At 73.5% G+C, this 23,836-nt stretch carries 24 protein-coding genes; 22 read left to right on the top strand and 2 right to left on the bottom strand.

The window, feature by feature from the left end; all coding sequences use genetic code 11:
• Positions 1–4 precede the first annotated feature (4 nt).
• From AB0C17_RS01140 to AB0C17_RS01060, 17 genes are all read left to right on the top strand, one after another.
• A complete protein-coding gene (locus tag AB0C17_RS01140) occupies positions 5–340 on the top strand; it encodes a YlxR family protein (protein ID WP_357382457.1) in 336 nt (111 codons plus the stop codon).
• 93 nt (positions 341–433) lie between these two features.
• Complete coding sequence (gene infB, locus AB0C17_RS01135) at positions 434–3,439, top strand: translation initiation factor IF-2 (protein WP_357382459.1); 3,006 nt, start codon at positions 434–436, stop codon at positions 3,437–3,439.
• An 82-nt stretch (positions 3,440–3,521) separates the two neighbouring features.
• On the top strand, positions 3,522–4,565 hold the full coding sequence (locus tag AB0C17_RS01130; RefSeq protein ID WP_357467365.1) for an SAM-dependent methyltransferase: 1,044 nt from the start codon (positions 3,522–3,524) through the stop codon (positions 4,563–4,565).
• 41 nt (positions 4,566–4,606) lie between these two features.
• Positions 4,607–4,900: a DUF503 domain-containing protein gene (locus AB0C17_RS01125; protein WP_357476208.1), complete on the top strand. Its 294-nt coding sequence runs from the start codon at positions 4,607–4,609 to the stop codon at positions 4,898–4,900.
• Between the two features lie 172 nt (positions 4,901–5,072).
• Complete coding sequence (gene rbfA, locus AB0C17_RS01120; RefSeq protein WP_357382463.1) at positions 5,073–5,561, top strand: 30S ribosome-binding factor RbfA; 489 nt, start codon at positions 5,073–5,075, stop codon at positions 5,559–5,561.
• A complete protein-coding gene (locus AB0C17_RS01115) occupies positions 5,558–6,577 on the top strand; it encodes a bifunctional oligoribonuclease/PAP phosphatase NrnA (protein WP_357476206.1) in 1,020 nt (339 codons plus the stop codon). Before rbfA ends, AB0C17_RS01115 begins: the two co-directional genes overlap by 4 nt.
• A 72-nt stretch (positions 6,578–6,649) precedes the next feature.
• Positions 6,650–7,057, top strand: coding sequence for a hypothetical protein (locus AB0C17_RS01110; protein ID WP_357382467.1), 408 nt, complete (start codon positions 6,650–6,652; stop codon positions 7,055–7,057).
• Entirely contained in the window at positions 7,057–7,266 is a 210-nt protein-coding gene (locus AB0C17_RS01105) for a DUF6186 family protein (protein WP_357382766.1), read from the top strand. Before AB0C17_RS01110 ends, AB0C17_RS01105 begins: the two co-directional genes overlap by 1 nt.
• A 534-nt stretch (positions 7,267–7,800) precedes the next feature.
• Positions 7,801–8,310 (top strand): adenylate kinase, encoded by a 510-nt coding sequence (locus tag AB0C17_RS01100; protein ID WP_357476204.1) that lies wholly within the window; start codon positions 7,801–7,803, stop codon positions 8,308–8,310.
• A gap of 47 nt (positions 8,311–8,357) precedes the next feature.
• Positions 8,358–9,680 carry an MATE family efflux transporter gene (locus tag AB0C17_RS01095; RefSeq protein WP_357476202.1) on the top strand — a complete coding sequence of 441 codons (1,323 nt, stop codon included), beginning with the start codon at positions 8,358–8,360 and terminating at the stop codon, positions 9,678–9,680.
• Between the two features lie 138 nt (positions 9,681–9,818).
• Positions 9,819–10,703 (top strand): tRNA pseudouridine(55) synthase TruB, encoded by an 885-nt coding sequence (gene truB / locus AB0C17_RS01090; RefSeq protein ID WP_357382473.1) that lies wholly within the window; start codon positions 9,819–9,821, stop codon positions 10,701–10,703.
• A gap of 31 nt (positions 10,704–10,734) precedes the next feature.
• Positions 10,735–11,661 carry a bifunctional riboflavin kinase/FAD synthetase gene (locus tag AB0C17_RS01085; RefSeq protein WP_357382475.1) on the top strand — a complete coding sequence of 309 codons (927 nt, stop codon included), beginning with the start codon at positions 10,735–10,737 and terminating at the stop codon, positions 11,659–11,661.
• Between the two features lie 181 nt (positions 11,662–11,842).
• On the top strand, positions 11,843–12,112 hold the full coding sequence (gene rpsO, locus AB0C17_RS01080; RefSeq protein ID WP_013284678.1) for a 30S ribosomal protein S15: 270 nt from the start codon (positions 11,843–11,845) through the stop codon (positions 12,110–12,112).
• 220 nt (positions 12,113–12,332) lie between these two features.
• Positions 12,333–14,696 carry a polyribonucleotide nucleotidyltransferase gene (locus tag AB0C17_RS01075; RefSeq protein ID WP_357476200.1) on the top strand — a complete coding sequence of 788 codons (2,364 nt, stop codon included), beginning with the start codon at positions 12,333–12,335 and terminating at the stop codon, positions 14,694–14,696.
• 154 nt (positions 14,697–14,850) lie between these two features.
• Complete coding sequence (locus tag AB0C17_RS01070) at positions 14,851–16,191, top strand: pitrilysin family protein (RefSeq protein WP_357382479.1); 1,341 nt, start codon at positions 14,851–14,853, stop codon at positions 16,189–16,191.
• Positions 16,192–16,243: 52 nt separating this feature from the next.
• On the top strand, positions 16,244–17,005 hold the full coding sequence (gene dapB / locus AB0C17_RS01065) for a 4-hydroxy-tetrahydrodipicolinate reductase (RefSeq protein ID WP_357382482.1): 762 nt from the start codon (positions 16,244–16,246) through the stop codon (positions 17,003–17,005).
• 73 nt (positions 17,006–17,078) lie between these two features.
• Positions 17,079–17,546 (top strand): GNAT family N-acetyltransferase, encoded by a 468-nt coding sequence (locus tag AB0C17_RS01060; protein WP_357382484.1) that lies wholly within the window; start codon positions 17,079–17,081, stop codon positions 17,544–17,546.
• A 113-nt stretch (positions 17,547–17,659) separates the two neighbouring features.
• On the opposite strand, the gene AB0C17_RS01055 is transcribed toward AB0C17_RS01060, so the two are convergent.
• The gene (locus AB0C17_RS01055; RefSeq protein WP_357382486.1) at positions 17,660–18,238 is read right to left on the bottom strand and encodes a GNAT family N-acetyltransferase; all 579 of its coding nucleotides are present in this window, start codon (positions 18,236–18,238) and stop codon (positions 17,660–17,662) included.
• Positions 18,239–18,273: 35 nt separating this feature from the next.
• Here AB0C17_RS01055 and AB0C17_RS01050 point away from each other — a divergent pair, with 35 nt between their 5' ends.
• A complete protein-coding gene (locus AB0C17_RS01050) occupies positions 18,274–19,578 on the top strand; it encodes a glycosyltransferase family 87 protein (protein WP_357382488.1) in 1,305 nt (434 codons plus the stop codon).
• Here the strand turns inward: AB0C17_RS01050 and AB0C17_RS01045 are convergent.
• A complete protein-coding gene (locus AB0C17_RS01045) occupies positions 19,483–20,028 on the bottom strand; it encodes a GNAT family N-acetyltransferase (RefSeq protein WP_357382490.1) in 546 nt (181 codons plus the stop codon). The two genes, AB0C17_RS01050 and AB0C17_RS01045, sit on opposite strands and share 96 nt — an antisense overlap.
• 95 nt (positions 20,029–20,123) lie before the next feature.
• Between AB0C17_RS01045 and AB0C17_RS01040 the strand changes: the two genes are divergently transcribed.
• The 4 genes from AB0C17_RS01040 (at position 20,124) to dapA (ending at position 23,789) form a co-directional block, all read left to right on the top strand.
• On the top strand, positions 20,124–21,353 hold the full coding sequence (locus AB0C17_RS01040) for a crosslink repair DNA glycosylase YcaQ family protein (protein WP_357382492.1): 1,230 nt from the start codon (positions 20,124–20,126) through the stop codon (positions 21,351–21,353).
• Entirely contained in the window at positions 21,343–21,948 is a 606-nt protein-coding gene (locus AB0C17_RS01035) for a DUF2752 domain-containing protein (protein ID WP_357382494.1), read from the top strand. Before AB0C17_RS01040 ends, AB0C17_RS01035 begins: the two co-directional genes overlap by 11 nt.
• Before the next feature lie 124 nt (positions 21,949–22,072).
• Positions 22,073–22,810 carry an FAD-dependent thymidylate synthase gene (thyX, locus tag AB0C17_RS01030; protein WP_357382768.1) on the top strand — a complete coding sequence of 246 codons (738 nt, stop codon included), beginning with the start codon at positions 22,073–22,075 and terminating at the stop codon, positions 22,808–22,810.
• 52 nt (positions 22,811–22,862) lie between these two features.
• Positions 22,863–23,789 (top strand): 4-hydroxy-tetrahydrodipicolinate synthase, encoded by a 927-nt coding sequence (gene dapA, locus AB0C17_RS01025; protein WP_357382496.1) that lies wholly within the window; start codon positions 22,863–22,865, stop codon positions 23,787–23,789.
• Positions 23,790–23,836: the final 47 nt, after the last annotated feature.

Here is a 23,836-nt window from a genome sequence, read left to right as displayed (position 1 = left end):
CTCAGTGGCACGACGCGCGCTGCCGGAGCGCACCTGTGTGGGCTGCCGGAAACGAGCGCCGGCCAGCGAGTTGTTGCGGGTCGTCGCGATCGGTGACGAGGCTGGTCATTCCAGCCTCCGGCCCGATCCGGCCCGCAGACTGCCGGGTCGGGGAGCGAACATGCACCCTGATCCGGCCTGCTTCGCGCAGGCGGTGCGTCGCCGCGCCTTCGGGCGGGCACTGCGCCTCACCGGGGTCCCCGACCACGGTGCGCTTGCGGAGCACGTCGACGCGCAACCCCCGACGACCGGTCAACCCGACCGGTCGAGGGTCGCTAGCAAGGTAGGACGACCGACATGAGCACACGATGAAGTCCCTGAAATGACCAGGCTTCAAGTGCAGGAGTGAGGTCGCTGCGGGTGCTGCCCGCACGACCTCGGAGTGAGGAGTGCAGTGGCAGGAAAGGCCCGCGTACACGAGCTTGCCAAGGAGCTCGGGGTCGAAAGCAAGACCGTTCTCGCCAAGCTCAAGGAGATGGGCGAGTTCGTGAAGTCCGCGTCCAGCACCGTCGAGGCGCCTGTCGCCCGACGGCTGCGTAGCGCGTTCGTAGCCGGTTCGTCGGCGCCCGCCGGTCCGCCGGCTGCCGCGCCCAGTGGCCCGGCACCGACCCCGACGCCCACCCCGACCCCGGGTGCCCCCCGGGTCTCGGCCAGGCCGATGCCGCCCCGGCGTCCGGCCGCGCCGACCCCTGGACCGAAGCCCAAGGGCCCGGTCCCCGGCCCGCCGCAGCCGGCGACTCCGGTCGCCAAGCCGGCGAGCGCGCACGACATCGAAGTGGCGGCCGCCGAGGCGCGTGCCGCCGCGCTCAAGGCTGAGCAGGAGGCCGCGGTCAAGGCCGCCCAGGCCGCCCGCCAGCAGCAGCGCGAGACCGTACGCCGGGAGCCTCCGGCCGAGGGCGGTCCCCGTCCCGGCCCGCGTCCCGGCCCGAACGCCATGCCGCCGCGTCCGGGTTCCCCGGCCGCCGGCCGTCCCGGTGGTCCGGGACAGGGTCAGGGCCCCGGTGCCCGGCCCGGTGGGCGTCCGCCGGCGCGTGGCGCCGGTAACAACCCGTTCGGTATCCAGGGCGGGCAGCAGCAGCGGCCCCCGGCCGCGGGCGCGGGCGGTCCCCGTCCCAGCCCGGCCGGTATGCCGCCGCGGCCGAGCCCGGCCTCGATGCCGCCTCGGCCCAGCCCGGCCTCCATGCCGAGCCAGCGCCCGACCACCGGCCGTCCCGGCGGCCCCGGTGGCGGTCGTGGCGGACCCGGCGGTGGCGCCGGTCGTCCCGGTGGCGGCGGCGGTGGTTACCGCGGCGGTCCCGGCGGCGGTGGCGGTGGCGGTGGTTACCGCGGCGGTCCCGGTGGTGGCGGCGGTGGCGGTGGTTACCGCGGCGGTCCCGGCGGCGGTGGCGGTGCTCCCGGCGGTGGTTTCCGTCCGGGTGGTCCGGTCGGCGGCGGTGGCCGTCCCGGCGGCGGCGGCCGTGGCCGTGGCGGTGGCGCGGCGGGTGCCTTCGGGCGTCCCGGCGGCCGGCCGACCCGTGGTCGCAAGTCCAAGAAGCAGCGCAGACAGGAGTTCGACAACCTGTCGGCGCCGACCATGTCCTCGGGCGCGCCCCGCGGTCAGGGTCAGGTCGTCCGGTTGTCCCGTGGCGCCTCGCTGTCGGACTTCGCCGACAAGATCAACGCCAACCCGGGTTCGCTGGTCCAGGAGATGTTCAACCTGGGCGAGATGGTGACGGCGACCCAGTCGTGCTCCGACGAGACCCTGCAGCTGCTGGGTGAGCACCTCGGCTTCGACGTGCAGATCGTCAGCCCGGAGGACGAGGACCGCGAGCTGCTCGCGCAGTTCAACATCGACCTCGACGCCGAGGTCGCGGAGGACCGCCTGGTCAGCCGTGCGCCGGTGGTGACCGTCATGGGTCACGTCGACCACGGTAAGACCAAGCTGCTCGACGCGATCCGCAAGGCGAACGTGGTGGCCGGCGAGGCGGGTGGCATCACCCAGCACATCGGCGCCTACCAGGTCCACGTCCCGCACGAGGGCGAGGACCGCGCGGTGACGTTCATCGACACCCCGGGTCACGAGGCGTTCACCGCCATGCGTGCCCGTGGCGCCCAGGTCACGGACATCGTGATCCTGGTGGTGGCGGCGGACGACGGCGTGATGCCGCAGACCATCGAGGCGCTCAACCACGCCAAGGCGGCGGACGTGCCGATCGTGGTCGCGGTCAACAAGGTCGACAAGCCCGAGGCGAACCCGGACAAGGTCCGCCAGCAGCTGACCGAGTACGGCCTGGTCGCCGAGGAGTACGGCGGCGAGACCATGTTCGTCAACGTGGCGGCCAAGCCCGGCATCGGCATCGAGGAACTGCTCGAGGCCGTGCTGCTGACCGCCGACGCGTCGCTGGAGCTGACCGCTCCGATCGACGGGCCGGCGCAGGGTGTCGCCATCGAGGCGCACCTGGACAAGGGCCGTGGCGCGGTGGCGACCGTGCTGGTGCAGAAGGGCACCCTGCGTGCCGGTGACTCGATCGTCGCCGGTGGGGCGCACGGCCGCGTGCGGGCCATGCTGGACGAGAACGGCAAGCCGGTCGACTCGGCCGGTCCGGCGCGTCCGGTCATGGTGCTGGGTCTGACCACGGTGCCGGGTGCGGGTGACACCTTCCTGGCCGCCGAGGACGACCGGACCGTGCGGCAGATCGCCGAGCAGCGGCAGGCACGGCGGCGGGCGGCTTCGTTCGCCAACTCCCGTGGCCGGGCCACTCTCGAGACGCTCATGGAGCAGCTCAAGGAGGGCGAGAAGACCTCGCTCAACCTGGTGCTCAAGGGCGACGTCTCCGGTTCGGTGGAGGCGCTCGAGGACGCGCTGTTCAACCTCGACATCCCCGAGGAAGTCCAGCTTCGGATCATCCACCGGGGCGTGGGTGCGATCACCGAGAGCGACGTCATGCTCGCGAGCGCCTCGTCCGAGGCGGTCACGATCATCGGCTTCAACGTTCGGGCCTCGAACAAGGTCCGCGAGATGGCCGACCGCGAGGGCGTGGAGATCCGGTACTACACCGTCATCTACCAGGCCATCGAGGAGATCGACGCCGCGCTCAAGGGTCTGCTCAAGCCGGAGTACGAGGAGGTCGAGCTGGGCACCGCGGAGATCCGCGACGTCTTCCGCTCGTCCAAGATCGGCAACATCTCCGGCTGTATCGTCCGGTCCGGCCTCATCCGCCGCAACGCCAAGGCGCGGCTGCTGCGGGACGGTGCGGTCGTGGCGGACAACCTCACGATCAGCTCCTTGAAGCGGTTCAAGGACGACGCGACCGAGGTCCGCGAGGGCTTCGAGTGTGGTCTGACGCTGGGCGGCTACAACAACGTCCAGGTCGGCGACGTCATCGAGACGTTCGAGATGCGCGAGAAGCCGCGCGCCTGACGACCACGCGTACGACCGGCCGGCGGCCGGGGCCTTCGGGCCCCGGCCGTCGCCGTCTCCGCAGGCTGCGACAATCTGCGGCGTGATCCGGTACGCACTACTCCTCGCCCCCTCCGCCAACCGCGTCTACGCCGACGCGGCGGCCCGGCTGGCCCGCGCCGAACTGGCCGTGTTCGCCGGCTCCGGCGTCCTCGGCGCCGTACCGGCCGACGCGGAGGTGACGGAGATCGGCGGGGTGGAGTACCTGACGTTCGGCACCGCCGAACCCGGGCTCGGCGAGCGGGACCTGGCCTACCTGGCGAACCTGTCGGCGGCGTACGCGCTGTTCGAGCGGGTCGGCGACGACCTGCTGCGGCCGGTGCCGCTGCGCCCGCTGGCCCGGTACGACTCCGACCTGATCACCATCCCCAAGTACGCCGGAAAGACGAACGAGCAGTTCACCCGCCTGTTGCTCAACGTCACTGTGCTCGCCTCCGCCGCCGCGCCGCGGATGCTGGACGGGCCGGTGGTGGTGCTGGACCCGCTCTGCGGCCGGGGCACCACGCTCAACCAGGCGCTCATGTACGGCTACGACGGCATCGGCATCGAGCGTGACAGTCAGGACGTGGAGGCGTACGCGGCGTTCCTGCGTACCTGGCTGCGCCGCAAGCGGCTCAAGCACACCACCGAGTCGACGTCGGTGCGCCGGGACCGCAAGCTGGTCGCCCGCCGGTTCGAGGCCGTCGTCGCACCGTCGCGGGACGAGCACCGGGCCGGCGCCACGCAGCGGATCACAGTGCTGAACACCGACACCACCCGGGCCCGCGAGGCGTTGCGCGCCCGCTGCGCCGACGTGATCGTCACCGACGCGCCGTACGGGGTGGCGCACGGCAGCCGTACCGGTCAGGGGCTGTCCCGCAGCCCGCTGGAGCTGCTCACCGCCGCCGTGCCGGTGTGGCGGGAGCTGCTGCGCCCGGGTGGCGCGCTCGGGCTGTCCTGGAACACGCACGTGGCGCCGCGGGCGCGGGCGGAGGCGGTGCTGGCCGACGCCGGGCTGCGGGTGCTGGACGGCCCCGGTTTCGGTGACTTCGCACACCGGGTCGACCAGGCGATCGAGCGGGACGTGCTGGTGGCGGTCGCGCCTTAATCGGGTGCCGGGGTGCGCCGCCCGGCGTACCGTTGCTCGCCGTGTATACCGGAACCGCGCTGTTCGACCTGTTGCTCCCGGGTGACTCCCGCTCCCTGAAGGCCAAGCGGTCGTACGTCCGGCCGATCGTCGCCGCGCTGCGCAAGTTCGAGGTCTCCACCGCCGAGGTGGGGGCGCTGGACCTGCACGGCCGGGCCGAGATCGGGGTGGCCGTGGTGGCCGCCGAGCCGGCTCATGTCCGCGAGGTGCTCGACTCCTGCGAGCGGCTGGTCGCCGCCCGCCCGGAGACCGAGCTGCTGTCGGTACGCCGTCGCCTGCACGGCACGGACGACTGACCGCGCGGCACTGCGGCCGTGCCGCGCGGGCGCCGGCCGGGCGCGGGTAGTGTTCTTCAGCGTTGGGCGGTCGGACCCGGCGGCGCCCACGCGCCCCGTCTCCGGCCGACGGCCCGGATCGCACGGAGATCCGGCGTCGTCGTGGGTAAAGGTGATCCCGGAGGTGGGGGACATGACGGATCAGGCAAAGGTTCGCCGGCACGCGGAGCGCATCCGGGAACTCGTCGCGTCGGTGGTGCGTAGCCAGATCAAGGACCCCCGGCTCGGGATGATCACGATCACCGACGCCCGGATCACCGCCGACCTGCGCGACGCCACAGTCTTCTACACGGTGCTCGGCGACGCGGCGGCCCAGGCGAGCACCGCCGCCGCGCTGGAGAGCGCCAACGGCATGCTGCGCAGCACCGTCGGCAAGGCGCTCGGGCTGCGGCACTCGCCGACGCTCACCTTCGTCCTCGACGACGTGCAGGACCAGGTCAAGCACATCGACGATCTGCTCGCGGCCGCGCGTACCGCCGACGCCGAGGTGCAGCGGCTGGCCGCCAAGGCCTCGTACGCCGGTGAGGCCCAGCCGTACCGGGTCGAGGACGACGAGGACGCCGACGACGCCCCGGCCGGGGACGCCGACGACGACGAGCCGCGCGCCGGCGAGAGCCGGTGACCGAGGCCGCCGGGCCCACCGAGACCGCGTGGGCCGCCGCCGTCGCGGCGGTACGCGACCTCCCCGCCGACGCGCGGGTGCTGCTGATCTGCCACGTGAACCCGGACGGGGACGCGCTGGGCAGCATGCTCGGCTTCGGGCTGGGCCTGCGCCGGCTCGGCGTACGTGATCTCCAGGCCACCTTCCCCGGCCCGCCGGAGGTGCCCGAGCCGTTCCGCTGGATGCCCGGCGTGGATCTGCTGGTGCCGCAGGACGACGCGTACCCGGCGCCGGACCTGGTGATCTGCTTCGACGCGGCGAGCGAGTCCCGGCTGGGCGACCTGGCCGACCGGCTGGACACGGCTGGCACGTCGCTGGTGCTCGACCACCACGCCTCGAACAGCGGCTTCGGCCGGATCAGCCTGGTCGACCCGCACGCCGCCGCCACCTCGGTGGTCGCGCTGGAGCTGCTGGACCGGCTCGGCGTGCCGCTGGACGCGGAGATCGCCACCGGGATGTACGTCGCGCTCGCCACCGACACCGGCTCGTTCCGCTTCGAGGCGACCACCCCGGCCGTGCACGAGACGGCCGCGCGCCTGGTGGCCACCGGCATCCGCCCGGGCGACATCTCCCGGCGGGTCTTCGACACCCGCCCGTTCGGCGCGGTCCGCCTCTTCGGCGAGGTGCTCGGCCGGGCCACGCTGGAACCGGCTGCGGCCGCCGGGCACGGCCTCGTCTGGACGTACGCCACCCGCGACGACCTGGTCCGCCACGACCAGCCCGCGTACGTGCTGGAGGCGCTGATCGACTCGGTGCGCTGCACCGCCGAGGCGGACGTGAGCTGCGTGGTCAAGCAGGCGGGCGAGGCCGAGTGGGCGGTGTCGCTGCGCAGCAAGGGCGCGGTGGACGTGAGCGCGGTGGCGGTGGCGCTCGGCGGCGGCGGGCACCGGTTCGCCGCCGGTTTCACCGGGCGGGGGGCGCTCGACGAGGTGGTCGGGCTGATCCGCGCGGAGCTGGCCACCGCAAGTGTGAGCTGATCGGCGCGTTTTCGGGGGAGCACGACGCGTGCCGGGCTTTCCGCCGTGCGTGACGCTGGGGACAATCGGTTGATGGATCATCCCCGTGAGCTCACCGTCGAGGCGCCCCGGGCCTGGGACCGGCCGGTCGTCTCCGTGCCGGTGCTGATCTGCCTGTCCCTCGTCGGCGGCCAGATGCCGTCCTTCTCGACCGCCGCGAACCTCTACATCGTCACCACCGGCGGAGGGCTGATCTGGGTCGGCCTGAGCAACCGGGTGCCCCGGCGTCCGGCGCCGCGCCGGTTGCCGTCGGTCGCGCTCTGGTGGCTGGTGCCGGTGACCGTCTTCGGGGTCTTCGAGGGGGCGACGTTCGTGATGGCGGCGGGCGACGACTTCCCCACCTTCTCCCGGCTGGCCGATCCGCTGCTGGAGGACAGCCTGGTCCGTTCGGCGGCCTGGTTCGCGTGGCTGTCCACGTTCTGGGGACTGGTGCGCCGATGATGCGGGCACTGGCGATCGGCGGGTTCGGAGTCTCGATCGTGCTGTTCGCGGTCGTCGAGTGGGCCGCGCGCCGGGAGGGTTCGCGGATCCCGTCGATGGCAGACGTCTGCGCGTTCGTGATGCGCTACGAGGTGGGCCCGGTGCCGGTCGGCCGGATCGGCCTGTTCGGGTTCTGGTGGTGGCTGGGCTGGCACTTCCTGGCCCGCTGACCGCCCTCGCCGGGGCGGGACGACGACATTGATCTTTCCGCATTTCGGGAACAGTGGGCAGCATCTGGAAAGTGAACGTTAATTTGGGTGCGGGACCGGCGCTTCGCGGCGCTGGTCACGGGCGGTGGTGCCGCACCCGGCCTCGCCTCCCTCCAGGGTCAGACCGACCCGGGCTCCCGCTGCCAGGCGAGCCGCTCCGGTGATCCCGGACCGCTGCCGGGCGTTCAGCCGCCGACGACTCCCGGTCGTGGCGCGATGTGTCGTCGCGCCGACCCGGAGCGCCGGGCGCCCGTAGGACCGCCATGTCCCGGCGGTCCGCACCCTGGAAGGACCTTCAGATGCCCAGCAAGCGCAAGCCGCGGACCGAGACCACCACCGACGAGGCGCGCGAGCAGATGCGCCGCGCGCTGCAGACCTCGATGGACACCCGTCAGTGACGTACGCCGTCCGGCGGTGACGCCGGCCGGGCCGCACCCGCAGCCCGCCGCCGACGTCACCGCCGCGCGGAAACCGCTCCCGCGCTACCGTCGCCCGGTGCGACGCATCCTCGTGGTCGGCAGTTCCGGCGCCGGCAAGAGCACGCTCGCCGGTGAACTGGCCCGGCGACTCGACCTTCCCCTGATCCACCTCGACCGGCACTACTGGCGCCCCGGCTGGACCGCCTCCGCCCCGGCTGACTTCCGCGCCGAGGTGGCAGCGCTCGCCGCCCGCCCGGCCTGGGTGATGGACGGCAACTACGCGAGCACGCTCGACCTGCGGCTGCCCCGCGCCGACCTGCTGGTGCTCTGCGACACCTCCCGGCTGCGCTGCCTGGTCCGGATCGTCCGCCGCCGGTGGGTGCATCGCGCCGCGTCCCGCCCCGACCGGCCCGAGGGCTGTCTGGAGCGGCTCGATCTCGACTTCCTGCCCTACGTCTGGCGTTACCCCCGCGACTCCCGGCCCCGGGTGCTGGCCGCGCTGTCCGAGCACGCCCCCGGGCTGCCGGTGCGCCGCCTGCGGGGGCGCCGTGACACGGCCCGGTTCCTGGCCGACGTGGGTAAGTAGTACCGCGCCTTGCGGACCTTACTGGGGGCGTGCCAGGATCGGCGGCGATGAGCACCACTGCCGCCCCCGCCGTCACCGCCTCGCCGCGGCGGATCGCCGCGCTCGCGCTGCCCGCCCTCGTGGTGCTGGCCGCCGAGCCGCTCTACGTCCTGGTCGACACCGCGGTGGTCGGTCACCTCGGCCGGGTGCCGCTGGCCGCGCTCGCCGTCGGCGGCACCGTCATGACGCTCACCGCCTGGGTCGGCACCGTCGTCGCGTACGGCACCACCGGGCGATCGGCCCGCCGCTTCGGTGCGGGGGACCGGGCCGCCGCGGTGGCCGAGGGCGTGCAGGCGTCGTGGCTCGCGCTGGCCACCGGAGTGCTGGTGGCGATCGCCATCGGGATCGGTGGTGGCGCGCTGGCGCGTACCCTCGTCGGCGGCCCCGGCGAGGTGGCCGACGCCGCCGCCGGATGGCTGCGGGTCGCGGCGCTCGGCGCGCCCGGCCTGCTGCTCGCCGCCGCCGGCAACGGCTGGCTGCGCGGCATCCAGGACACCCGCCGCCCGCTGCTGTTCGTGCTCGGCCCGAACCTGCTCTCCGCGCTGCTCTGCCCGCTGCTGGTCTATCCGGCCGGGCTCGGCCTGGTCGGCTCGGCGGTGGCGAACGCGATCGCGCAGACGCTCTCCGGTGTCCTGTTCGCGGCGGCGCTGGTGCGCGAGCGGGTCTCGCTGCGTCCCCGGCCCCGGGTGATCGGGCAGCAACTCGTGCTCAGCCGGGACCTGCTCGTGCGGGGCGTCGCGTTCCAGGCCAGCTTCCTGTCCGCCACCGCCGTCGCGGCCCGCTTCGGCGCCGCCGCGGTGGGCGCGCACCAGATCGCCGTCCAACTGTGGTTCTTCACCGTGCTGGTGCTCGACGCCCTGGCCATCGCCGCGCAGTCGCTCGTCGGCGCCGCGCTCGGCGGCGGCGACGCGGCCGGCGCGCGGTTCCTGGCCCGCCGCGTCGCGCTGCTCGGCGGGCTGTGCGGCGTGGCCTTCGCGGTGCTGATCGCCGCCGGCGCCGGCGTGGTGCCGGCGTGGTTCAGCTCGGATCCGCAGGTACGCGAGCAGGCCATGACGGCCTGGCCCTGGTTCGTCGCGCTCCAGCCGATCGGCGGCGTGGTGTTCGCGCTGGACGGGGTGCTGATCGGCGCGGGCGACGTGCGCTACCTGCGCAACCTCACCATCGTCTGCGCGTTCGGCGGGTTCCTGCCGGCGATCTGGCTGGCCTACGGGTTCGACCTCGGGCTGGGCGGGATCTGGGCCGGGCTGACGCTGTTCGTGGTGCTGCGGCTGGCCGGCCTGCTGCTGCGGATGCGCTCGGGCGCGTGGGCGGTGGTCGGCGCGGTGCGCTGACCACCCGGCCTCAGCACGGGTTGGGGCCCTTGATCGGGCGGTCCAGGTCGTACAGGGCGTCGGTCCGCGTCGGTGGCCCCGGCGGCCGGCGGTATCCCCCGCAGGGCCGATCACCGGCGTCTGGCAGGCTTGGCGGTCGTGAGCACAGACGGTCTGATCGTGGTCGACAAGCCCGGCGGCATGACGTCGCACGACGTGGTGGCCCGCATCCGGCGGCTGGCCCGTACCCGCCGCGTCGGTCACGGCGGCACGCTCGACCCGATGGCCACCGGCGTCCTGGTGATCGGCGTGGGGCGGGCGACCCGGCTGCTCACCTATGTGATCGGCGCCGGCAAGAGCTACGCCGCGACGATCCGGCTGGGGCAGTCCACAGTCACCGACGACGCCGAGGGCGAGGTGGTCGCGACCACCCCGGCCGGCGCGGTCACCGACGACGGGGTACGCGCCGCGCTGGCCGCCCTCACCGGCGAGATCGACCAGGTGCCGAGCGCGGTGAGCGCCATCAAGATCAACGGACAGCGGGCGTACAAGCGGGTCCGCGACGGCGAGGCGGTCGACCTGCCCGCCCGGCGCGTCACCGTGTCCCGGCTGGAGGTGCGCGCGATCCGCCGGGACACCCCGGACGTGGTGGACGTGGACGTGGACGTGACCTGCTCGTCCGGGACGTACATCCGGGCGCTGGCCCGCGACGCGGGGGCCGCGCTCGGCGTCGGCGGCCACCTCACCGCGCTGCGCCGGACCGCCGTGGGCGGGTTCACGCTCGCCGAGGCGGCCACGCTCGACCAGCTCGAAGCACGCGCGCCGGACGTGGTGAACCTGCCGCTTGACGCCGCCGCCGAGCGGTTCTTCCCGCGCCGGGACGCCACCGCCGACGAGGCCCGGGTGCTGTCCCACGGCGGGCCGCTGACGCCGGCCGGGATCACCGGGCCGTACGCCGTCTTCGACCCGGCGGGCGGGTTGATCGCTATCGTCAGCGAGCGGGACGGTCGGGCCCGCGCGGAGATCGTGCTGGCCCCGGCCTGAACGGCACGCGGGCGGACAGGGGAGGAACGGCATGCAGCGGTGGCGGGGGTACGAGGCGGCACCCGGCGGCTGGGGCCGCTCGGTGGTCACCATCGGCGTCTTCGACGGCGTGCACCGGGGGCACCAGGCCACCATCGGGCACACCGTGGCGCGGGCCCGGGAGCTGGGCGTCAAGTCGGTGGTGGTGACGTTCGACCCGCACCCGGCCGAGGTGGTGCGCCCCGGCTCGCATCCGGCGGTGCTGACCGAGCCGGCCCGCAAGGCCGAGCTGATCGAGGCGCTCGGCGTGGACGTGCTCTGCGTGGTGCCGTTCACAGTCGAGTTCTCCCGGCTGCCACCCGAGGCGTTCGTGCACGACGTCCTGGTCGAGCACCTGCACGCCGCGCTGGTGGTGGTCGGCGACAACTTCCGGTTCGGGCACCGGGCCGCGGGCGACGTTCCGCTGCTGGAGCGGCTGGGCAGCACCTTCGGGTTCGCCGTCGAGGGGGCGCCGCTGGTCGCCGAGCGGGGGACGGTCTTCTCCTCCACGTACATCAGGTCCTGCGTCGACGCGGGCGACGTGGGCGCGGCGGCGGCGGCGCTGGGCCGCCCGCACCGGGTCGAGGGCGTGGTGGTCCGTGGTGACCAGCGCGGACGTGAGCTGGGTTACCCGACGGCCAACCTGCTGACCCACAGGTACGCGGCGGTGCCGGCCGACGGCGTGTACGCGGCCCGGCTGGTGCGCCGCGACGGCGAGCCGCTGGCCGCGGCGGTGTCGATCGGCACCAACCCGACGTTCTCCGGGCGGGAGCGGCGGGTGGAGGCGTACGCGCTGGACTTCGCCGGCGACCTGTACGGCGAGCGGCTGGCCCTGGACTTCGTGGCGCACCTGCGTGAACAGCGGACGTACGACGCGATCGAGCCGCTGGTGGCCCAGATCGCCGAGGACGTGGAGCGCACCCGCCGGGCGGTGCTCTGACCCGCCTGGGCCACCTTGACCGGCCGTCCGGCGCGAGGGCTGGTAGGCTGGCGGAGACGTCGGCTGACCGACGGGGGCCTCGCGTGCCTGCACGACGCCGCGGGTGCGAGGAACCGGTCCGTTGCACCGGTCACCACGACCGCTCCGGACCTCATCGAATGACCCACGAAACAGGGAGAACATGGCGCTCGACCAGGAAGCCAAGGCCAAGATCCGCCAGGAGTACGCGACCGCCGAGGGCGACACCGGCTCGCCCGAGGTGCAGGTCGCGGTCCTGACCAAGCGGATCGCGGAGCTCACCGAGCACCTGAAGGTGCACAAGCACGACCACCACAGCCGCCGTGGGCTGCTGCTGCTGGTCGGCCGGCGCCGCCGGCTGCTGAACTACGTCCAGAAGAAGGACATCAACCGCTACCGGTCGCTCATCGAGCGGCTCGGCCTGCGCCGATGACCTGACGGGGGAGTGGCCGCCTGGCCGCTCCCCCGTTGCGGTACCACCGAAGAACCCGGCCGCGCGACACCCGAAGAGGGAGCCGGTCAGCACCGGTCTCCGGTAGTGGCCCCCGGGAATCCCGGCACGACGCCGGCCATCCCGGGCGCTTCGATCGAAGACCGGCCGCCTGAGCAGTTCCCGTGTCGTCGGCCGACGACGCGAAGGAGCACCACAGCACATGACCGAGACCAACCTCGGCACCGAATCCCGCACCGCGGTGATCGACAACGGGGCCTTCGGCACCCGCGAGATCACCTTCTCCACCGGCCGTCTGGCCCGCCAGGCCGCCGGCTCCGTCGTCGCCCAGCTCGGCGAGACGGTCGTCCTCTCCGCCACCACGGCCGGCAAGCAGCCGCGCGAGTCGTTCGACTTCTTCCCGCTGACCGTGGACGTCGAGGAGCGGATGTACGCCGCGGGCCGCATCCCCGGCTCGTTCTTCCGCCGCGAGGGCCGGCCCAGCGAGGACGCCATCCTCACCTGCCGGCTGATCGACCGGCCGCTGCGCCCGTCGTTCGTCAAGGGCCTGCGCAACGAGGTCCAGGTCGTCGAGACCATCCTCGCGCTCGACCCGCAGCACCCGTACGACGTCGTGGCGATCAACGCCGCGTCGATGTCGACCAAGCTCTCCGGCCTGCCGTTCTCCGGCCCGATCGGCGCGACCCGGGTCGCGAACGTCGACGGCCAGTGGGTCGCCTTCCCGACCCTGGAGGAGCTGGAGCGGGCCACCTTCGACATGGTCGTGGCCGGCCGCACCCTGGCCGACGGCGAGGTCGCGATCATGATGGTCGAGGCCGAGGCCACCCCGAACGCCGTGGCCCTGATCTCGGCCGGCGCCACCGCGCCGACCGAGGAGATCGTGGCCAGTGGCCTGGAGGCCGCCAAGCCGGCCATCCGTGAGCTGTGCCGGGCGCAGAGCGAGCTGGCCGAGGTGGCCGCCAAGCCGGTCGCCGAGTTCCCGATCTTCCTGGACTACCAGGACGACGTGTACGACGCGGTGGCCGGTGTGGCGCGCGCCGACGTCGCCGAGGCGCTGAAGATCGCCGGCAAGGCCGACCGCGAGGAGGCCCTGGACCGCATCAAGGCCAAGGTCGCCGAGGAGCTGACCGGCCGGTTCGAGGGCCGCGAGAAGGAGCTCTCCGCCGCGTTCCGTTCGCTGACCAAGTCCGAGGTCCGCAACCGGGTGCTGCGCGAGCAGGTCCGCATCGACGGCCGCGGCCCGCGTGACATCCGTCCGCTGACCGCCGAGGTCGGCGTGCTGCCGCGGGTGCACGGCTCGGCGCTGTTCGAGCGCGGCGAGACCCAGATCCTGGGCGTCACCACGCTGAACATGCTGCGCATGGAGCAGATGGTGGACACGCTGTCCCCGGAGAACCGCAAGCGCTACATGCACAACTACAACTTCCCGCCGTACTCGACCGGTGAGACCGGCCGGGTCGGCTCGCCGAAGCGGCGCGAGATCGGCCACGGCGCGCTCGCCGAGCGGGCGCTGATCCCGGTGCTGCCCTCGCGCGAGGAGTTCCCCTACGCCATCCGGCAGGTCTCCGAGGCGCTGGGCTCCAACGGCTCCACCTCGATGGGTTCGGTCTGCGCCTCGACGCTGGGCCTGCTCTCGGCCGGTGTGCCGCTGAAGGCGCCGGTCGCCGGCATCGCCATGGGCCTCATCTCCGACGAGGTCGACGGCAAGACCCAGTACGTGACGCTCACCGACATCCTCGGCGCCGAGGACGCGTTCGGCGACATGGACTTCAAGGTCGCCGGCACCCGGGACTTCGTCACCGCGCTCCAGCTCGACACCAAGCTGGACGGCATCCCGTCGGACGTGCTGGCCGCCGCGCTGCAGCAGGCGCACGAGGCCCGGCAGACCATCCTCGACGTGATGCAGCGGGCCATCGAGGCGCCGGCCGAGATGTCGGACTACGCGCCGCGGGTGACCACCGTCAAGATCCCGGTCGATAAGATCGGCATGGTGATCGGCCCGAAGGGCCAGACCATCAACGCGATCCAGGACGAGACCGGCGCCGAGATCTCGATCGAGGACGACGGCACGATCTACGTCGGCGCGACGAACGGCCCGGCCGCCCAGGCGGCGGTCGAGCGGATCAACGGGATCGCCAACCCGACGCTGCCCAAGGTCGGCGAGCGGTTCCTCGGCACCGTGGTGAAGACCGCCGCCTTCGGCGCCTTCATCTCGCTGCTGCCGGGCCGCGACGGCCTGCTGCACATCTCCAAGGTCGGCGACGGCAAGCGGGTCGAGAAGGTCGAGGACTTCCTCAACGTCGGCGACAAGGTCGAGGTGGAGATCGCGGACATCGACGCCCGCGGCAAGATCTACCTGGACAAGATCCGCCCGGAGGGCGCCGAGGCGCCGGCCGCGGGTGGGGCCGCCGGCGGCGACCGTCCGTCCGGCCGGGACCGCGGCGGCGACCGTGGCCCGCGTGACCGGGGTGACCGGGAGCGCCGTTCCGAGGGCGGCGAGGGTCGCTCCGAGGGTGGCGAGGGCGGCGGCGAGTCCCGTCCGCGTCGCCGGACCCGGCACAGCTGATCCACCGACCGGCCCGGGTGACCTCCGCGTCACCCGGGCCGGCCCACGGCTCCAGGTCGCCCGCGCGAGCTGGAGCCGTCGTACGTCCCGCCGTTCCTCGTCATCCGGAGAGCAGGTGCTCGTGAGTTCGTCAGCCGCCTCGACGGGACGGGGGGTGACGTCGACCGGGCCGGGTTCGGCGTCCCGCGCGGTCACCCGCACGCTCAGCGACGACCCGCTCGGCGGCACCGTCCGCCGTACCGTGCTGCCCAGCGGGCTGCGGGTGCTCACCGAGGCGATCCCGGCGATGCGCAGCGTGTCGTTCGGCATCTGGGTTGCGGTCGGCTCGCGTGACGAGACCGGCTCGCAGGCCGGCGCCGCGCACTTCCTGGAGCACCTGCTGTTCAAGGGCACAAACAAGCGCAGCGCGCTGGATATCTCCGCCGAGATCGAGGCGGTGGGCGGCGAGACGAACGCCTTCACCACGAAGGAATACACCTGCTACTACGCGCGGGTGCTGGACGAGGACCTGCCGCTGGCCATCGACGTGATGTGTGACGCGGTCGCCGACTCGGTGCTGGCCGCCGCCGACGTGGAGACCGAGCGCGGCGTCATCCTCGAAGAGATCGCCATGCACGACGACGAGCCGGGCGACGAGGTGCACGACCTGTTCGCCCGCGCGGTCTACGGCGACCACCCGCTGGGGCGGCTCATCTCCGGCACCGAGGAGACGGTCACGCCGATGACGCGGCGGCAGATCCAGGGCTTCTACCGCCGCCGCTACACCGCCCCGCAGATCGTGATCGCCGCCGCCGGCAACCTCGACCACGCCGCAGTGGTCAAGCTGGTCCGGCAGGCGCTGCGGGGCACCCCGCTGGACACCGACCCGGCCGCGCCGGCGCCGCACCGGGCGGCCACCCCGGCGGTACGCACCAAGCCGGCCGCCACGCTCGTCGAGCCGAAGGAGACCGAGCAGGCGCACGTCATCCTCGGCTGCCCGGGGATCGACCGCACCGACGACCGGCGGTTCGCCCTCGGCGTGCTGAACAACGTGCTCGGCGGCGGCATGTCCAGCCGGCTGTTCCAGGAGATCCGGGAGCAGCGAGGGCTGGCGTACTCGGTCTACTCCTACGCCAGCCAGTACGCCGACAGCGGCGTGTTCGCCGTCTACGCCGGCTGTGCGCCGGGCAAGGTGGACGAGGTGCTGGACCTGATCCGCGCCGAGCTGGCACGGGTGGCCGCCGAGGGGATCACCGAGGCGGAACTGGCCCGGGGCAAGGGGATGAGCAAGGGCTCGTTCGTGCTGGGGCTGGAGGACACCGGCTCGCGGATGAGCCGGCTCGCCAAGGGCGAACTGCTCTACGGCAACCTGATGCCGGTGGACGACCTGCTGGCCCGGGTGGACGCGGTGACGCTCGCGGACGTGAACACACTCGCCGCCGAGCTGCTCGGCCGGCCGATGTCCCTCGCGGTGGTCGGCCCGTTCGACTCCGGCAGCTTCACGGTCACGGGCTGAGCCGTACCGGTCCGCCGGACCGCGCGCCGCGCGCTGGGATAGGTTGTGGCCCGTGACTGAGCAGCAGAACACGGTGGCCCGGGTCGGTGTGCTGGGCGCCCGGGGCCGGATGGGCATGGAGGTCTGCAAGGCGGTCGACTCCGCGGCGGACCTGGAACTGGTGGCCGCGGTCGACCAGGGCGACGACCTGGACGCGGTGGCGCAGGCGGGTGCCGGGGTGGTCGTCGACTTCACCACCCCCGACGCGGTCATGGACAACCTGCGCTGGTGTGTCGAGCACGGCGTGCACGCGGTGGTCGGCACCACCGGCTTCACCGAGCAGCGGCTCGACCAGGTACGCGAGTGGCTCGCCGGCCGTCCCGGCGTGGGCGTGGTGATCGCCCCCAACTTCGGCATCGGCGCGGTGCTGATGATGCAGTTCGCCGCGCGCGCTGCCCGCTACTTCGAGTCGGTCGAGATCGTCGAGCAGCACCACCCGCGCAAGCTGGACGCGCCGAGCGGCACCGCCACCCACACGGCCCGGCTGATCGCCGCCGCCCGCGCCGACGCCGGCCTGGGGCCCGCGCCGGACGCCACCCGCGACGAGGTGGCGGGCGCGCGGGGCGCCGACATCGACGGGGTACGCGTGCACGCGGTACGCGCCACCGGCCTGGTCGCCCACCAGGAGGTGCTGTTCGGCACCACGGGCGAGACGCTGACCATCCGGCACGACTCGTACGACCGGGTGTCGTTCATGCCCGGCGTGCTGCTCGCGGTCCGGGAGGTGGGTCGCCGGCCCGGCCTGACGGTCGGCCTGGACGCCCTGCTCGACTGACCCGCCGCGCGTGCCCCGGCCCGCTGCGGTAAACCGTTTTGCCTGGTCGGGGCCACCAGCCTAGGCTGCGTCCATGATCGATTCCGGACACTCCGACCGCACCGGCCGCCGGGTGACGCTGCGGCCGGTGGACGACGACAACTGGCGGGCCGTGGCGGACGTCGCGCCGCGCGACGACCAGCGTGCCTTCGTGGCCGCGCTCGCCGCCCGCTACCTGCTGCTGACCGAGCGCTCGGACGTCTGGAACTCGCTCGCGGTCTACGCCGACGAGACGGTCGTCGGCCACGTCATGTGGGGCGTGGACGACGACGGGTCGCGCTGGATCGGCGGCATGGTGATCGACGCCGCCGAGCAGGGCCGGGGGCTGGGCGGTGCCACGGTGCGGACGCTCACCGGCTGGCTCGCCGAGGCGGGCGAGCCGATCCGCCTGAGCTACCACCCCGACAACAGGCCCGCCGCCGCCCTCTACACGGCCCTGGGGTTCCGCCCCACGGGCGCGTTCGAGGACGACGAGCTGGTGGCCGAACTCCGCCCGGCCTGACCCGTCACCCGGGCTCGCCCGCGTGCGGGCGGGGGTGACGGCGGTCCTGCCCCGTGCCGGGACCGCCGGCCCACCACGTGAGGGTGGACCGGCGAGACGAGCGGAACTCATCGCTACGCGGTCGGGTCTTCCTCCGCGGTCGCCACGTGGAAGCGGAGCTGGGGGACCAGCATGTCGTCCACGTCCAGCGCGCGGGTCGCGCCGTCCGGCTCCCAGCCGGTCGAGCCGAGGAAGTCGCGGGTCGCCGCGTCGGCGTCGAACGCCCACGCCACCGCCCGGGTCAGCCCGTCCTCCCGCCAGTGCTCCACGGCCGAGGCGAGCAGCCGGCTGCCGTGCCCGCGCCGCCCCCACCGGGGCTCGACCAGCAGGTCGGTCACCGCCGCGACGCCCGAGCCGAGCGCCTCGGCCGGCTCGTCCGGGGCGAGCGCGTCGGCATCGGCCGGACCGGAGGCGACGAACCCCACCAGATAGGATTGCGCCGCCTGTTCGACGGCGACCAGCACCCGGTGCGCGCCCGAGGGCGGCTCCTGCACCGCCGCGCTCCACCGCCGCGCGAGGTACGCCTCGTCGAGGTTGTCGAGCACGTGCCGTGGCAGGATCCGGCGGTACGCGACCCGCCAGGTCGCGAGCTGGATGCGTGCGATCTCGCCGGCGTCCTCGGGACGCGCGGGCCGGACGTAGCCTGCAGCCATGGCACGTGAGCCTACGCAGGGCGAGGAGGGTGACTGTGGCGCAGGGTGCCGGGCGGACGATCACGCAGGTCGTCGCCGTGGCGGCGCTCGCCGCGGCGGTCACCGTGTTCCTCTCCGTGGCGGCGGTCCGGCACGGCTTCTTCGACCTCCAGGTCTACTACGGCGCATTGACTTTCTGGGCTCGTGACGGTGGGGAGATCTACGACTTCCTGCGCCCCGGCACCCAGTACGGCTTCACCTATCCGCCGTTCGCCGCGCTGGTGATGCTGCCCATGGCGTACCTGCCGTGGATCGCGGCGATCACGGTCAGCGTGACCGCGACGGTGCTGGCCAGCGCCGTGGTGATCTGGCGGCTGCTGGACCCGGTGGCCCGCCGGTCCGGCTGGACCCGCTGGTTCGCGCTCGCGGTCGCGCTCTGCCTGGCCGCCGCGTACGAGCCGATGCGCGAGACGGTCAACTTCGGTCAGGTCAACATGCTGCTGCTGTTCCTGGTGGCGGTGGACCTGCTGTGGCTGCTGCCGGCGCGCAGCCGCTGGGCGGGTGTGGGCATCGGCCTGGCCACCGCGATCAAGCTGACGCCCGGCATCTTCATCGTCTACCTGCTGGTCACCGGCCGCTGGCGGGCCGCGTTGACGACAGTCGGCACGGCCGCCGTGGCCACGCTGGTGGCGGCCGGGCTGTTCCCCGACGCCTCCCGGGAGTTCTGGACCGAGGCGCTGTGGAACACCGACCGGGTCGGTGAGCTGGCGTTCGTCTCCAACCAGTCGCTGCGCGGGGTGGTGGCCCGGCTCGACCCGCAGCACCCCAGCACGATCGCGTGGCTGGTGCTCGTACTCCTGACGCTCGTGGTGTGGGCGTGGCGGTCGCGGGCGGCGGTCGCCGCCGGCGACGAGGCCACCGGCCTGGCCCTCACCGGCGCGGTGATGTGCCTGGTCAGCCCGGTGACCTGGGTGCACCACCTGGTCTGGCTGCTGCCGGGTCTGATCCTGCTGGTCGACAACGGCATGGCGGCGCCCGCGCGCAGCCGCCGGCGCCGTCTGCTGCTGGCCGCCGCGTTTATCGGGTACGCGCTCCTGTGCAGCCGGATCGTCTGGTCCTGGGAGAAGGACTTCTCCGGCGTGGACGGGTTCCTCGGCAGCAACACATACGTGTGGATCAGCCTGGCGCTGCTGCTGGGGCTGCCGATTCGCCGCTGGCTCACACCGGCCGGCGGTGAGCGGCACGGCGTGGACGTCCCGGCCGGGTCAGCCTCCGGCGGTGTACCGCAGCTCGCGGAGCAGGATCGGGGCGCGTCCACCGTGCAACGGCACCGCGTAGGTGGACTCCTCCCCGTCAGGTGAGTGCCCGGCCCGCTCGTAGAAGCGGCGGGCCCGGGCGTTGTCGGCCAGCACCCACAGCCGGTACCCGGTCCAGCCGCGCTCGGCCAGGCCGTCGCGGGCCGCCGCGAGCAGCGTCCGGGCGGCCCCCGAGCCCCAGTGCGCCGGCTCCAGGTAGATGGCCACCAGTTCGCCGTGCGCCGGGTCGAGGTCGCCGCGGTCCTGGTTGTTCCGGTACGGCCCGAACGTGGTGAACCCGACGACTACCCCGTCGTCCTCGGCGACCAGCGTGGTGAACGGGTGCTCCGGGTCGGCGGTGCCGAGGTCGCGCCGGCGCTGCGCCCAGGCGCGGGGGTTCAGCCGGTTCAGCACCTCTGCGGGCATGATCCCGGCGTAACCGGCCTGCCAGCCGTGGACGTGCACCCGGGCGACCGCCTCGGCGTCGTCCGGTTCCTCCCGGCGGATGGTGAGCACCTGTCCGTTCTATGCCCCGACGGGCGATCGGTCCAGCCGCCGCTCCCGGCGACCTGGACCCGTCGTGTCGGAGGTCTGGATTAGGGTCGCCGACGATGGCCGCACCGGAATCGCTCTCCCTTGCCCAGGCCCGCCGGATCGCCCTGGCCGCCCAGGGCTTCGCCGACCCGGCGCCCACCGGCGTGCCCACCCGGCGGCACCTGCGCCGGGTCCTCGACCGGGTCGGGCTGATCCAGATGGACTCGGTGAACGTGCTCCAGCGGGCGCACTACCTGCCGCTCTACAGCCGTCTCGGGCCCTACCCGACGGCCCTGCTCGACTCCGCCGCCTACCGCAGCCCCCGCGAGCTGTTCGAATACTGGGCGCACGAGGCCTCGCTGGTGCCGGTCGGGCTGCACCCGGTGCTGCGCTGGCGAATGGCGAAGGCTCGCGACGACGCGTGGGGCGGGATGCGCCGGATCGCGCAGGAGCAGCCCGAGCTGGTCGCCTGGGTCCGCGACGAGGTGGCCGCCCGGGGTCCGCTGACCGCCGCCGAGATCGAGCACGACGCGCCCCGGGAGACCGGCAACTGGGGCTGGAACTGGTCGGCGGTGAAGCGGGCGCTGGAGTTCCTGTTCTGGGCCGGCGAGGTCACCGCCGCCGACCGCACCAACTCGTTCGCCCGCCGCTACGACCTGCCCGAGCGGGTGCTGCCGGCCGCCGTGCTGGACGCGCCCACCCCGGCCGACGCCGAGGCACACCGCACGCTCGTGTTGATGGCCGCCCGCTCGCTCGGCGTGGCCGCCGAGCCGGAGCTGCGCGACTACTTCCGGCTGCCGGTCGCCGGGGCGCGGCGGGCGGTGGCCGAGCTGGTCGAGGCGGGCGAGCTGACCCCGGTCACGGTGCAGGGCTGGCGGCATCAGGCCTACCTGCACGCCGACGCGCGGCTGCCCCGCTGGGTCCGCGGCAACACGCTGGTGAGCCCGTTCGACCCGCTGGTCTGGGAGCGGGCGCGCACCGAGCGGCTGTTCGGCTTCACCTACCGGATCGAGATCTACGTGCCGGCGCCCCAGCGGGTCTACGGCTACTACGTGCTGCCGTTCCGCCAGGGCGAGCGCTTCACCGCCCGGGTCGACCTCAAGGCCGACCGGAAGGCCGGGGTGCTGCTGGTGCCCGCCGCCTGGGTCGAGCCGGGCGCCGATCCGGGGGAGACCGCCGTGGCGCTCGCCGCCGAGCTGTACCGGCTGGCCGGCTGGCTCGGCCTGGACGCGGTCGCCCCGCCCGTCGCGGGCGACCTGGCGGGGCCGCTGGCCGCCGCGCTGGTGGGCGTGGCGGGTGTACGGTGAGCGCGTGACGAGCGTTGACCGGCCTGCCACCGCGACCGACCCGCACACGCGCCCGGACACCGAGCCGCACCCGCACCTGTCGTACCCGCACGGGCCGCAGGCTCCCGACGGGTCGTGGCCCTACCCGGTGGCGTACCAGCCGGTCGAGACCGACCGGTTCACCCGGATGGTGCTGCGCCTGCACGCCCGCGCCCCGCGCTGGGCGGTGCCGCTCGCCGCGCTCGGCTGTGTCGGCGTCGGCATCGCGTACGCGATGATCAGCGACCCGACCCGCAGCGACCCGGACGCCCCGCCGTCCTGCCTGCTCAAGCTCACCACCGGGCTGGACTGCCCGGGCTGCGGCGGCACCCGCGCCCTCTGGTACGTGCTGCACGGCGACCTGCCCGCCGCGGCCCGGCACCACTTCCTGTTCGTCTTCGCGCTGCCGTTCCTGACCTGGCTCTTCGTGGCCTGGGCCGGCAACCGGGCGTTCGGCTGGAAGCTGCCCGAGGCGCAGTTCAGCCCCAAGGTCGTCGGCGTGTTCCTGGCCGCCTGGGCGGTCTTCTCGGTCGCCCGTAACCTGCCGTGGGCTCCCTTCACCTCGCTCTACGTCTAGCCTTCTCCGCCGGAGCGCTCCGCTGTCCGGGATCTTGGACACCTGGGCGGAGCGCCCGCTGGCCGGCCGCGTGCCCGATTTCCGCGCCGGGCGCGGGCCAACTACAGTCGCAGGAATGCCGGAGATGGTTCAGCCCCAGGTCAAGTTGATCGCGTGGACCCAGTTCCAGGCGCCGGAAGAGGTGCCCTGGTCCACCGACGCCGACGGCGGGCAGGCGCTCGCCGAGTTCGCCGGCCGGGCCTGCTACCAGAGCTGGAAGAAGCCGAACCCGGCCACCGCCACCAACGCCGGTTACCTGGCGCACATCCTCGAGGTCGGCCACCTGAGCGTGCTGGAGCACGGCTCGGTGAGCTTCTACTTCAGCGGCGTCTCCCGGTCGTTCACGCACGAGCTGATCCGGCACCGGCACTTCTCCTACTCGCAGCTGTCCCAGCGCTACGTGCCCGAGCGGGACGCGGCGATGGTCGAGCCGTCGGTGATCGCCGACGACCCGGAGCTGCACAAGAGGTTCGTCGAGGCCACCGACGCGGCGGTGCGGGCGTACACCGAGTTGCTGGAGGGGCTGGAGGCCCGCTTCACCGACGAGCCCAACCCGACGCTGCGCCGCAAGCAGGCCCGCCAGGCGGCCCGGGCGGTGCTGCCGAACGCCACCGAGACGCGGATCGTGGTGACCGGCAACTACCGGGCCTGGCGGCACTTCGTGAAGATGCGCGCCACCGAGCACGCCGACGTGGAGATCCGCGAGCTGGCCGTGGAGTGCCTGCGCCAGCTCAAGGGTGTCGCGCCGAACGTCTTCGCCGACTTCGAGATCTCCACCCTGCCCGACGGCACCGAGGTGGCAGCGTCGCCGCACGCCGAGTGACTCGTCGCCCTTCGCCGCCGGGCCACCGGCGGCCGTCCGCTAGGTTGTGAGCATGACGCACGACCACTCCGCCGCCCCGAGCCGGGGCGCGTCGCGCCCGTTCGGGCGAGTGATGACGGCCATGGTGACCCCGTTCACGCCGGACGGCGGCCTGGATCTCGACGGCGCCGCCCGGCTGGCCGAATACCTCGTCGACGAGCAGGGCAACGACGCGCTGGTCCTGAACGGCACCACCGGCGAGTCGCCGACCACCACGGAGGCGGAGAAGGAGTCGCTGATCCGCGCGGTGGTCGAGGCGGTCGGTGACCGGGCCCGGATCGTCGCCGGGGTGGGCACCAACGACACCAGGCACACGGTCGAGCTGGCCGCGCAGGCCGAGAAGGCCGGCGCGCACGGCCTGCTGGTGGTCACGCCGTACTACAACAAGCCGCCGCAGGCCGGGCTGCTGAGTCACTTCACCACCGTCGCGGACGCCACCGGCCTGCCGGTCATGCTCTACGACATCCCGCACCGCGCGGGTGTGGCGATCGCCACCGAGACGCTGGTGAAGCTGGCCGAGCACGGCCGGATCGTCGCGGTGAAGGACGCCAAGGGCGACCTGTTCGCCACCTCGGAGGTGCTCAGCCGCACGGACCTGGCCTACTACAGCGGCGAGGACGCGCTGACCCTGCCGATGCTGTCGGTCGGCGCGGTCGGCGTGGTCGGCACCTCCACCCACTTCACCGGCGCGCTGACCAAGCAGATGATCGAGGCGTTCGAGGCGGGCGACAACGCCCGGGCGCTCACCCTGCACCGGCAGTTGCTGCCGCTCTACACCGGCATCTTCCGCACCCAGGGCACGATCCTGGTCAAGGCGGGCCTGGCGGCGCAGGGCCGCCCGGCCGGTCCGGTGCGGTCGCCGCTCGTCGACGCCACCGGTGACGAACTGGCCCAGCTGCGCGCCGACTGCGCCGCCGCGGGCCTGCCCCTGCCCGAATGAACAAACGACACGACGGACGCCGCGCGACGGCGTCGCAGAATGAGGTG

Source organism: Micromonospora sp. NPDC048887, from assembly GCF_040649715.1.
Lineage (GTDB): Bacteria > Actinomycetota > Actinomycetes > Mycobacteriales > Micromonosporaceae > Micromonospora.
Note: the sequence above shows the minus strand (reverse complement) of the source record. Positions and strands in the feature narration are given on the sequence as shown.